Origin of the sequence: Devosia indica (assembly GCF_003056405.1) — a bacterium.
GTDB classification, from domain to species: Bacteria; Pseudomonadota; Alphaproteobacteria; order Rhizobiales; family Devosiaceae; genus Devosia; species Devosia indica.
This window is the reverse complement of the sequence record NZ_PYVZ01000026.1, coordinates 17446-28526: the sequence shown is the minus strand read 5'-3', so window position 1 is coordinate 28526 and position 11081 is coordinate 17446. Positions and strand designations below refer to the sequence as shown.

Annotated in this window: 11 protein-coding genes; 10 read left to right on the top strand and 1 reads right to left on the bottom strand. The window is 60.4% G+C overall.

Translation table 11 applies throughout. The annotated features are described in order from the left end of the window. Positions 1-884: 884 nt before the first annotated feature. Entirely contained in the window at positions 885-1109 is a 225-nt protein-coding gene (locus DDE76_RS18610) for a hypothetical protein (protein ID WP_104891964.1), read from the bottom strand. A 78-nt stretch (positions 1110-1187) separates the two neighbouring features. Between DDE76_RS18610 and DDE76_RS18605 the strand changes: the two genes are divergently transcribed. The 10 genes from DDE76_RS18605 (at position 1188) to DDE76_RS18560 (ending at position 11057) form a co-directional block, all read left to right on the top strand. Then, positions 1188-1952: a glycoside hydrolase family 108 protein gene (locus DDE76_RS18605; protein ID WP_104891963.1), complete on the top strand. Its 765-nt coding sequence runs from the start codon at positions 1188-1190 to the stop codon at positions 1950-1952. A 2-nt stretch (positions 1953-1954) separates the two neighbouring features. Further along, positions 1955-2206: a hypothetical protein gene (locus tag DDE76_RS18600; protein WP_157955916.1), complete on the top strand. Its 252-nt coding sequence runs from the start codon at positions 1955-1957 to the stop codon at positions 2204-2206. Then, entirely contained in the window at positions 2203-2562 is a 360-nt protein-coding gene (locus DDE76_RS18595) for a hypothetical protein (protein WP_104891961.1), read from the top strand. Before DDE76_RS18600 ends, DDE76_RS18595 begins: the two co-directional genes overlap by 4 nt. A 72-nt stretch (positions 2563-2634) precedes the next feature. Beyond that, positions 2635-4548, top strand: a complete 1914-nt coding sequence (locus DDE76_RS18590) for a hypothetical protein (RefSeq protein WP_104891960.1) — start codon at positions 2635-2637, stop codon at positions 4546-4548. After that, positions 4548-5390 carry a hypothetical protein gene (locus DDE76_RS18585; protein WP_104891959.1) on the top strand — a complete coding sequence of 281 codons (843 nt, stop codon included), beginning with the start codon at positions 4548-4550 and terminating at the stop codon, positions 5388-5390. The genes DDE76_RS18590 and DDE76_RS18585 overlap by 1 nt, the downstream gene beginning before the upstream one ends. A 60-nt stretch (positions 5391-5450) precedes the next feature. After that, on the top strand, positions 5451-6539 hold the full coding sequence (locus tag DDE76_RS18580; RefSeq protein WP_104891958.1) for a hypothetical protein: 1089 nt from the start codon (positions 5451-5453) through the stop codon (positions 6537-6539). 257 nt (positions 6540-6796) lie between these two features. Beyond that, positions 6797-8143 carry a hypothetical protein gene (locus tag DDE76_RS18575; protein WP_104891957.1) on the top strand — a complete coding sequence of 449 codons (1347 nt, stop codon included), beginning with the start codon at positions 6797-6799 and terminating at the stop codon, positions 8141-8143. Continuing rightward, positions 8140-8961, top strand: coding sequence for a hypothetical protein (locus DDE76_RS18570; protein ID WP_157955915.1), 822 nt, complete (start codon positions 8140-8142; stop codon positions 8959-8961). The genes DDE76_RS18575 and DDE76_RS18570 overlap by 4 nt, the downstream gene beginning before the upstream one ends. Further along, positions 8962-10035, top strand: coding sequence for a hypothetical protein (locus DDE76_RS18565; RefSeq protein ID WP_104891955.1), 1074 nt, complete (start codon positions 8962-8964; stop codon positions 10033-10035). It abuts the gene before it with no gap. Further along, positions 10032-11057 (top strand): OmpA family protein, encoded by a 1026-nt coding sequence (locus DDE76_RS18560; RefSeq protein WP_104891954.1) that lies wholly within the window; start codon positions 10032-10034, stop codon positions 11055-11057. The genes DDE76_RS18565 and DDE76_RS18560 overlap by 4 nt, the downstream gene beginning before the upstream one ends. The last annotated feature ends 24 nt before the right edge of the window (positions 11058-11081 follow it).

The following is an 11081-nucleotide window of genomic DNA, read 5'->3' as shown; positions in this document are numbered from 1 at the left end:
ACAGCGGCAACCATGAGCACGGCATCATGGCCTTCACCGAAGATGGCATTGATCATCTACGCCATCTCATTGAAGAGAAACAATCAGCCACGAACTGACAGCGCCGTGGCCCTCAGCGGAGGCTTACTCACCGACGACGAGGGACGCAAGCTCTTTGAGGAAGACGAATAGCGTCTAACGATGACCAACTGTCTGGAGGTGCCATGAACAATTTGGATATGATCGCCAGCGAAGCGCCCTGCCTCGGCGGAGTGGATGTGCGCGCCGTTTTTCGCCCAAGGCGGTCCCTCTTGGCCGCCTCTTTCTTTTCCAACACAACTGCATCCCAAGAAAAGGCCCCAGCCCTGAGAGGGGGCTGAGGCCTATGGGAAGGCACGATCATAGGGGGAGGGTCTTGCTCGCGCCGGTGATGCAACGATCGGCCCAAGCCTCGGTTGCAGAAACTAACTCAAGTCACATTGCCCGCCTCGTGCGGGATCTTTCTTTTCCAACACATCGATAGAAAAGAAGCCCCTGCGCAATGTTGGGGGCGCTGCGCAGGGGTGTCAGGGAGGTCAGGGCGCTGAGAGCCCAAACTAATCCTATGCTGATTTCGAGGTCGGTTCGATTGGGAGATGTCTGGAGGGCCAGCCAGGACTTGAACCTGGATACCGGGAGTTGCAATCCCGTGCGTATTCTTTCCGCCACCGGCCTCTGTGTGGGTTTTCGCAATCACGGGCGCGTGATGCAAGGGCAGTGGGGTTAACTGGTTAAAGTGCTCTCGGCAGAGAATACTTCCCTGCCGAGACAATTCCCAGAAAGGACCAGAGCGCGCACTCATTACATATCGCGCTCAACAGATAGTCTGCATGGGCAGAATGAATGAAGTCTTACGGATCCGTGTCCTAGCCTGTCGGTTTTACTAGAGCATATCCGTGCTCGGCAATGCTGACTTCAATCTCACCAGTGTCGGCGCCAATAAGCTTATCCTCCGGCGAGGTGATGGCCAGATGTCTCCACTCCAGTCCCTGCAAGTGCGGCGGGATGGCTGCCGCTGGGCCGTAAGGCAAAATCAATAGTGCTGGCTCTTCGCCTTCACTCGCCTTCGAAACAAATACATTCACCTGCATCTACGCCCCTCCGTGCTTGGACATAGAGCCACGGCGGGGGCGATCTCGCAATCATCAACACATCGATAGGAGGCCGATATGGCCAAAGGCAACTTCCAGCCTGCGCTGGCGGATGTGCTTGTGCACGAGGGTGGGTTTACCGCTGACCCTCGTGACCCGGGCAACTGGACCGGGGGCAAGCGCGGGGTAGGGGTGCTGAAAGGGACCAAGAGGGGCATCTCGGCCGCCGCCTTCCCGCACCTCGAAATCAAGAACCTGACCGACAACCAGATTGCCGACATCTACCACGGCAAATACTGGGTCCCGATCCGTGGTGATGACCTTCCAGCCGGCGTCGATCTCTCGACCATGGACTATGGCGTCAATTCCGGGGTGTCGCGCTCTGCCAAGGATTTGCAGCGTGTTCTGGGCGTGGGTGTGGATGGCCGCATTGGGCCCGTCACGCTTCTGGCCTCCAAGCGTGCTGATCCTCGCGTGGTCATCAAGGGTCACTGCGGTCGGCGCATGAGCTTCCTTCGCTCGCTCGCCATCTGGAACACCTTCGGCAAGGGCTGGTCTCGTCGTGTGGCCGGTGTTGAAGCCAAGGCACTGTCGTGGGTCAGCAGCAAGGCGCAGCTCGAATCCGATGCCAAAGCAGCCCGCGATAAGGCCGTGGCGCAGGGTGGTGGTGCTGCGGTGGGCACCGGTAGCGGCGTTGGCGTCGACCAGGCACCAGACCTGTCCGGCCTGCCTCTATGGGCCATCGTCGCAGTGGTGGCCGTCATCGTCGCCCCTCTCATCATCAGGGCCATCGTCAATGCACAGCGCGCTTCTGCGCTGGCTCAAGCCGCAAAGGAGGCATGATCATGCCCAATCGCATCTGGGAAACCATTGTTCGTCTTCGCACCTGGTTCTTCAACATCGTCTTGGCGCTGCTGTTCATTGCGCCGGAGATCCTGAACTCTCCGGAAGTCCTCGCCATCATTCCGGCCGAGTATCAGCGCTGGTTCCTGGTCGCGGCGTTCCTGGTCAACATCTGGCTTCGTCCGCGTCCTGCTGTGCTGCCGACTGACCCCGAGGTTGACATGCGCAAGGATCGGCTGGGGATGGGGGCATGAGCATCCTTCGCCAGATTGTCAGCTTCTTCACCGGTGACGTCATAGGACGTGTGTTCGATGTCATCGACCGCAAGATCGACGCCGAAAGCGACCGGGAACGCCTCAAGGCCGATGTTGTGAAGACCTGGCTGCAGAACCGGGTCGCCATGCCCTGGTATGTCGACTTCTGCTTTATCGGCCCGCTGGCGCTCTGGTGGAGCGCGATATGCGTCTACAGCCTGCTCTGGCATCAGAGCGGACCATTCCCCCAGGACTGGAATATCGCGGCCCTGCCGGCGCCCCTCGATGAGTGGGCTGGCTGGATCATCCTCTCGCGCTTCGGCGTCGGCGTCGTGCAGAGCTTCGTGCGGCGCTAATCCACTCGGCGGCCCGCGTCTCGCCGTGTCGACCCGGCCGATCTGGCTGCTCCGCTCGACACGACCGATTTGGTGGCGGCGATCAATCGCCCATCGGCGGTCACAGAACTCATCCCCGAGTTTCGGCCCACCACCGCGGACGCCTCCCAAGACACCGGCCTCGCCATGCTTGAAGCTGGTCGTGCCAGGGCCAACCCCGGCCCATATCGGGCCGTCGGCGACAGCAATACACAGGCGGTCGATGCGGCGTTTAACATCATGGCGCCGAACGCGCCCGCCTCGCAGTTCTCCGCAGCGCTGGAAACCCAGCGTGCCGACGCAATCAGGGGCGCAACGGAACAGGTCACAGCTGCCCAGCAGGCGTTCGACAACGCCACGCGCGGGCTCGCGCCGATAATGACTGGTGACGGCCGAGGAGCGAACATTCGAACCGCACTCGAAGACGCGAGCGCATCAGCGAGGGCCATCGTCAGCGAAGCGTGGCGTCCATTGGACCAGGGCGCTGAGCCGGTCGACATCGATGTGCTGCGAGCCGCGTTCGGGGAGAATTACGTCCCCGACGCGCTCCGCAAAATGGTCCCGGATGCGGCCAATTCGCCGTCGCGCCTGATCGATCCGGAAGACCCCGGCTCAATGATGCAGCCCATTTCGGAGGTCATGGGGATCAGGTCTGCATTGGCCAGCGAGTTGCGCCGCGATGGTATCACCGACCAAGAGGCTCGCGTCGTCGAGCAGTATGTCACTCGGCTGGACGATTACCTCGACCAGAACGTGCCGCAGGAGCTGTCCGCGCAATACTCGACCGCTCGCACGGCTACACGCGATTATCACGACCGCTTCACCCGGCCGCAAACAGCCATCGGCCAGACGCTCTCGGAACGCCAGGGACAGCCCCGCTACCCCGACAGCGCGGTCGCGGGCCGTTTCGTCCAGTCCGATCAGGGCCGCATCGCCGATTTCGAAGCGCTGATGCGTGAGGCCGGCAGCGACGAGCGCGTGCAGACCGCTGTGCGCGATCAGATCCTGCAAGACGTGCAGTCCCGTGGGCTCTTGGAGAACCCGCAGGCCCTGGACGACTATCTGGGCCAGTACGGCACGGTATTTGGGCGCTTCCCGCAGCTTCGGGAACAGCTTGGCAGTGCAGGTACGCTCCGCGCGGCGCTGGCCGACGCAACCACCAATCAGCAGCGAACGATCCGCGACCTGACCAGTGACGGCAAATCGGCGGTTCAGAACTATCTCAAGTTCGGGCATGAGCGTGCGCAAGACGCCATGCGCCGCGTCATCGCCGACCCCGATCCGGCCGCCACTATCGACGAACTGCTGAATTTCGCCGGCAACGACCGGCAGGCCATTGAAGGCGCGCGGTCGGCGTTCTGGCAGGTGCTGGAAGGCGCGTCGCGCAGCCGCAACGCCAACGCTGAGACTGCCAGCGGGATCATGCCGCTGGTGCCGCGCAAGATGCTCAATTTCCTGGACAACCCCGCCAATGCTGCGGTCGCGCAACGCCTCTACCGGGACAATCCGGAGCATCTGACCAATATCCGCGCCATGGGCGAAGCCCTGCGCGACATGAACACTGGGCCGCGCGTCGGCAGTGCGGTCAACCCCTCGGGCACAGCACTTCTTCAGAGAGGCAACCCGACGGTGAGCATGGCCGAAGTTCAATCCAAGCTCTGGCAGGCTCAGATCGGGCGCGTAAACCCGATGTTCGTGCTGACCCACATCGCGGGCAAATTGTCCCGCCGTCTGGTCGGTTCTCAGCAGGCCGACGCGTTCAATGTGCTGCTGGACAGGGCGTTGCTCGATCCCGCGATTGCTGCCGAACTGCTCAAGTCCAACAACCCGGCCAATCGCGCAGCCATGGCGCAGAAGGCGCGCGGGTGGCTGGGCAGCCAAGCCAGCACGATCGTCAATGCGCTCTCCGAGGGCGACGAAGAAGACGAAACGAACGCAGCGATCATGCGAATGGAGGCGCTGAACTAATGGCCGAACCCACACTGGCGCAGATGTATAACGGCATCTACAGCACCTACGACCCATCCATTCCGCCCATTGCCCCGCAGCAGCCCGCGCTGGCCACGCCTGTGGTATTGCCGCCGGCAATCCAGCGAATGTATGAGGGCGTCTACGGCCCGGCCACCGAAGCATGGGCTGCTCAGCGCAATCAACCCGCTACGGCGCCACCTGTGGCCTTGGCGCCATCCGCGAGCATCGGCATCACGACCGATCTGGGCGGCATGTCCTGGGGCGCGCTGGCCAACATGTTCCCGTCCAGCCGCGCGCAGACCGAAACGGTCCAGACCGCCGCGCCGGGCGTTACCGAGTACGGCATCGACAAGGGCCTTCAGGAGCGGCTGCTGCCGAACCCGATGGGGTCGATGTTCGACAACGGCGTTGGCCAGCCGCCCGCGACCCGCCGCGTTCCGTCTGTCCCGATCAACCCACAACAGGCCAGCGTTCCGATGCCGCGCGAGCGGCCGGCCGGTTCGATCCTGTCGCGCTTATTCACCATGCCAACGCCAGCATCGCAGCGTCCGCCGTCGATCGACCCGCTGCGCGTGGCGGTCAACGGCGCCAACTCGTACCGGGCTCCGGTGCAAGCCGCATCTTCGGGCGGGGGTAGCGGCGGGGGCAGTTCGTCGGCCCCGTCCTTCTCGGGCACGTCGTCCGGGCGGTCTTACACACCGGGCCAGCAATACCAGATGGGCAATGACACCTACACGGCCAATGCTGATGGCGGCTTCACGAATGATCGGACGGGCCGGGCGCAGGGCACCGGCACGGTTTACTACGACACCGACGCCAATACGTTCCGGCGGCGCTGATTTTCGTTTAGCCAGGTCGAGACGAATGCGCCAAGATAGAGTTCCAGCTTGGGGGCTCCAATGCGCTATTGGTTCTGCATTATCGCGTTTTTCGCCGCGTCCGTCGGATGCAATGCGGAACCTGTTCGGTTTGGCTCCTTCCTGGTTGACGATGAGCGACCCTCGACAATCGTTTTGGCGGGCCCCGTGCGCCATAACGCGCCCATTGATTTCCGGCGCGCCCTGAAGGCGTACCCCCAGATAAGGACGCTGGCGCTACACTCAGAAGGGGGCGACGTCACCGCCGGTTTGTTGGTGGCTCAGGAGGTGTTCGACAGGGGCCTCGACACAAGGATTGCGCCGGTCAGCTACTGCTATTCCGCGTGCGCTTATATCTTCTTTGCCGGTGCTGCTCGGAACGTGGAAGGCCAGCTTGGTGTGCATCAGATTGTCGGCCACGACCAGTACACACTCCAAGTCGCCATATCTGACATGCTGGACACACTGGCGGCGTTTGACGTTCCAGCACCGGTGATTTCAGAAATGCTGCGAACAGCGCCAGAAGAGATGCGGGTCTACGACGCAGATGAGGCCGAGCGCATTGGCCTCAATCGTGGCAACGTCAGTTTGGTCTCTGTTTCCACTCCGATCGACGACGTGGAGCGCGGCAGTGCTTTGCTCCTGCTGGCGGATATGGGTGGGGGAGGCGCCGTGCCATTCAGCGGATCGGTAGCCTGGCATAGAGAGATGGACAGCGACGGCCTATATTTCGTCGTGGCACAAGTCGCAATTTCGTCTACGCCGCAGGCCATGGGGGTAAAGGTGTTCTGGCGAAAAAACACCGACCCAAGTCTCCCGGCTGAGGCACTGGTACATGTTGACTTCACCGACCGCGAGGTCGTGACTTTGGCCGGCATTCTGACAAAACAGGAAGAACTGGTTCCCGGTGTGGCGCTTGCCGGCGCACCGGCTCGGTTGGCTGACGGTTCTTTTGTCTTTGCCCTGACAGATGACCCAAATGAGGCCACCTTGAATTCCATCGCCCTAAGAGACCCCTTCATTGATCTGGCATTCGTCCTAGCGAGCGGCAGGAATGCCATTTTGACGTTTGAGAAGGACGGCGCCGCCGAAGTGATGTTCCGCGAAACCTTGGAGACTTGGGTCGACTGAGATTACCAGGCCACTTTGACCAGGGCGCGCGTTCTTCGACAGAATATGCAAGGCCCCAGGCTCTCGGATCCTGAGGGCCCAGAATCCTGCCTTCATATGTATGGTTAAGGATCAATGACAAAGAAACTTGTCGGACATCGCAAGACTGATTAGCTAGTTGCGGGTCAAGCGGGGGCATTATGGCGAGTTCTTTGGAGCGTTTTCAGCGGCTAGTAAGCCGTCCTGCTCATACATATCGGCCGACAACCGAGACTTTCTTGAATCTTGATACGCAGTTGATTGCGGCGGAGATGTCGCTTACCGCGAAGGGTCAAACCCGCGGCGAGTCTAACCAGCCCCCTCCAGACAGCAAAGTTCTCGATCAGGTCGAAAGCGACATCATCGAACATGTGAGCGCTTCGCAGAAGCGGGCCTATGACAGCCTCGAAAATCATCTGGCAGGCTTTCGTCAGCGGCTGATCGATCTCGACTTCGAGACGCAATTCTCCAATATCCGCGCTGCCTCGTTGGGCGGTCTCTCCGATCTGAAGCAGGAATTGCAGCTGGGTCTTGACGATCTGCACGAGGTGCGACGCGACCTGAAAGATCACGAAATCTCCTTTGCCAGCTTCCGTACCAAGCATGGCATTGATCGTCCGGCCAAGGCGGCGAGCGCACGCACCACGTTCTTCAAGGTCGCGCTGATCATCGCACTATTGTTGGGAGAGTTTGTCGCCAACGGTACATTGCTGAGCAAGGGTAGCGAACTCGGCCTCATCGGCGGCATTCTAGAATCGGTGATTTTTTCCTTCCTCAATGTCGGCGGCGCGCTGTTCTTCGGCGTTTATCTCATTCCCTTCGTCAATCACCGCTTCTTCCTCGCCAAGTTGGTTGGTGCCATTTCATTTCTGGCTTATCTCGCGTTCGCGTTCGCTGTGAATCTTGGTCTGGCTCACTACCGTGAGGTTGCGGAAACCATTCCCGAAGGCGCCGGCCTCGAAGTGATGCTAAGGCTTTACGAGCGGCCGCTCGGTCTCGACGACTTTCAGTCTTGGCTGCTCTTCGCTCTGGGAGTGTTCTTCTCACTGATTGCCATGATCGACGGGTTGACGCTCAACGACAGCTACCCCGGCTTCGGAAGGCGCGATCACGGCTTGCGGTCGGCCCGAGAGCGCTATGGCAACCAGCGGCGCGAAACCATCGAGACCCTGGGGGATGTCCGCAAGGAGTATGAGGAGGCTCTGACCGGGGCCCGATCGGATCTCGGCAAGCAGCGCAGCGAACACGATTCGATCGTTGCGCATCGATTGCGCCTACTCGCCTTGTTCGACGAACACCAGGCGCAGCTAGAAAAGGCAGCAAATTTGCTACTGCGCGTCTACCGAGACGCTAATGTTGCTGCTCGCAACACGCCGGCGCCGTCCCGGTTCGAGGAAAAGTTCACGCTCGACCGGATAGCGGTCTCGGTGTCCCGCGAAGGAGAATGGAACGAAGCGGAGCTCCGACAGCGCATCGCCGCGGCGCAGGAAGAGATCGACAAGCTGTTCGTCACGCTCGGCAAGGAATTCGACGACGCACTGGAACGCTATCGCCGGATCGACGATCTGGCGCCGGACGCATCATGAGCCGCCGTGCGCCCAGGCGTCGCCGCAGCCGGCAGGACAGTTTCCCTTGGGGCTGGTTTGCACTGGGAACGCTGATGCTCGCCGCAATCCTAGGCGGCTTTGGCTGGCTTTTCATGACGGCCAGCGCCCGTAACGTCGCGCTGGCCGACAATCTATGTCCCTTGAGTGGTCCGACCGAACAAAAACTGATCCTGGTGGATGTCTCAGACGCCATTGCGCCGATCACGCGCCAGGACCTCCTGAACCGTCTGCATGACGTGGCTGTAAACACGCCAAAGGGGGCGCTTCTTGAACTACGGGTACTAGAGCCCGGCACCACGAACAGCCGTGCCCTCTTTTCATATTGTAATCCCGGCGATGGCGCTGAGCTGGATTCGCTGACCGGCAACCCAGAACGAGCCAGACGTAGATGGGAGCAAGGATTCAATGTGCCGCTGGAAGAGGCGCTAAATGCGTCTACTATTAGCGGGGAAGCGGACACTTCGCCGATCATGGGAGCCATTCAGGAACTGGTCGTCGAGCATTTGGGCACGGAAGAGGGCCGTACCCGTCCGACAACGCTTTATGTAGCGTCAGATTTGCTAGAAAACACTGCGTTGTTCTCAATCTATCAAAGCGGCCCAGACTTTGATGCATACCGTGCGTCGTCTGCCGCCCGTACATTTGCCACGGATCTAGCGGGTGCTGAGGTGCGCTTCTGGGTTATCGGCAGGGCGACCGCTGTCCCTAGCGCGCGGATCGCGGACTTCTGGGCGGCCTGGGTACTAGAAAATCGCGGAAGCTTCGCCGGTGCCACCGCCTTGCAGGGGATAATGTAGATGGCCAAAATTCGCGAGCAAAAGCTCGATCATGCGCCCACCTATGCCTTCTTTGCCATCACGCTCATCGGCATTGTCTACATTGTCTTGGCGAAATCTATAGGCGTCGAAGGTCTATTGGTCACAATCATTCCGGTGGCACTGATGGTCGGCTATGCGATCCTCATCCCACTGGCGCCGGCCCTGCGGCTTCGCAACGATCAGACGGCCGACAACTTTTACTATATGGGCTTCATTTTTACGCTGGTGAGCCTCGGCGTCTCGCTGTTTCAGTATTCGAGCGGTGCTGGCATCGATGGGATTATCCGCAATTTCGGCATTGCTATCGCCTCGACGATCGCCGGAATCACTTTGCGCATAGTATTCAATATGGTGCGCCGCGATCCGGGCGAAATCGAGCACGTATCTCGGCTAGAACTGGCCGATGCGGCCCGTAGGGTGCGCCGTGAGATGGATAGCGTCATCTACGAAGTCACACATTTCCGGCGCACCAACCAACAAATGGTGCAGGAAATGTTCGACGAGGTACGCGCTCAGATTACCGCGATGGGCGAGAGTTCGTCTGCGGCCATCCGCGAAGTCTCTTCCACAGCAAACGGCGGTATGGAAGACGCGGTCAAGGAGTTGGTGGAGCAGTTTTCTTCACCGCAGTTGCGTCAGCAACTGGATCGCAGTTCCAAAAGTATTGAGCGTATCAACGGGCGTTTGGAAACGGCGGCGGAGGGTTTGACCAGCGCGGCGGAAGGTTTCTCCACGCGCCTCTCCCTCATCCAGACCCCGGATCAGGTGGTTGAAGTTAAAATGGCTCCCGTCATTGACGCCTTGCAGCGCACGATTGGCGAGGCCACCGATAGGCTTGCCAGTCAATCCACCGACTTGTCATCGCTACGTGGAGATCTGGCGTCGTTGGCACAATCGATGAGAAGTATCAGCGGCGATCTTGGAAGTGCTGCGCGCGCGCTCACCGAAATCAGCGTGCAGTTGCAACAGGACCGGCGGCCTGGGCTGTTCGGGTTTATGCGTGGGCGAGGCCGCGAAGACCTTGAGGCGTCGGCCCGCGAGCCGTTGCCATGAGCGGTATTGGCCAGAGCAGCTTGCTGGAGGGGGAGCGGGGGCACCGCCGTGGCGTGGTCCTTGGCCTTACTCTAGCTGAAATCATGCTCCTCTTGCTGTTTTGCCTCCTGCTAGCCGCGGCGGGACTGTTGCAGGACCGCGAAGTCCAGCTGCGATCCGCCCAGGATGCCAATGAGCGGGCGACCCGACGTGCTGAAGTGGCGCAAGCGGCCTTGGCAAAAGCCGGTATCAATCCACCCGACTTGTCAGCTAGCGAACCGGATGCCTCGAATCTTGAGATTCAGCTGGAGGAATTACAAATCACTCTCCAGGAGCAGTCGGCGGAACTTCAGATGCTGCGAGAACTGCGAGAGGATGTTCGAACCGCGTTTCCGCAAGTCCAGCCGAATGCGGCCGATGACACTTGGCGGGAATTGGTGCTGGCCGAAGAGGCGGGCCGCGCAGTGCTGGAGACAGGAGTTAGTCTCACTGAGGCGCTCGATGCGATCAAAAGACAACAGGCCGTCCAGAAAGGAACGCCATCGCCCGCCGCCGATGATTGGCCACCGATGATCCGGCTCGACAGCGACGAATTCCGCTTTGTCCTCAACAGTGCGGAGCTGTCGGAAGATTTTCGGGCGCGTCTTCAAACCGAGGTCGTTGACGAGCTGGCCAAGCTTCTAATCGAGTACAAGGCCGATGTCGTGGAGGTGGTGGGGCACACCGACGAACAGGGCATTTCAACCACCCGAGAATCCAATTTGGATGAGCAGGCGCTGGCTGCCATGAGCGGAACTTTCCCGATCACCGGGCTCATTCCAGCCGACAATGCCGGGCTAGGCCTTGCGCGAGCGATTTCGGTGTCGGAGGCGCTTACCAATGCGTTGTCGGTCCCGGGCGTGAAAATTATTCCTCTCTCGGCGGCACAGTTGGTTAGGCCTGGCGATCTTGTCTCCGACGGGCTCAATCCGGCAGATGATGCAGACAGGCGACGAATTGAAATCCGGGTCCGCCGCAGCGAGACAGCAATGGAAGGACCTTAATATAGCGAAGGGCTTTTGGCATTG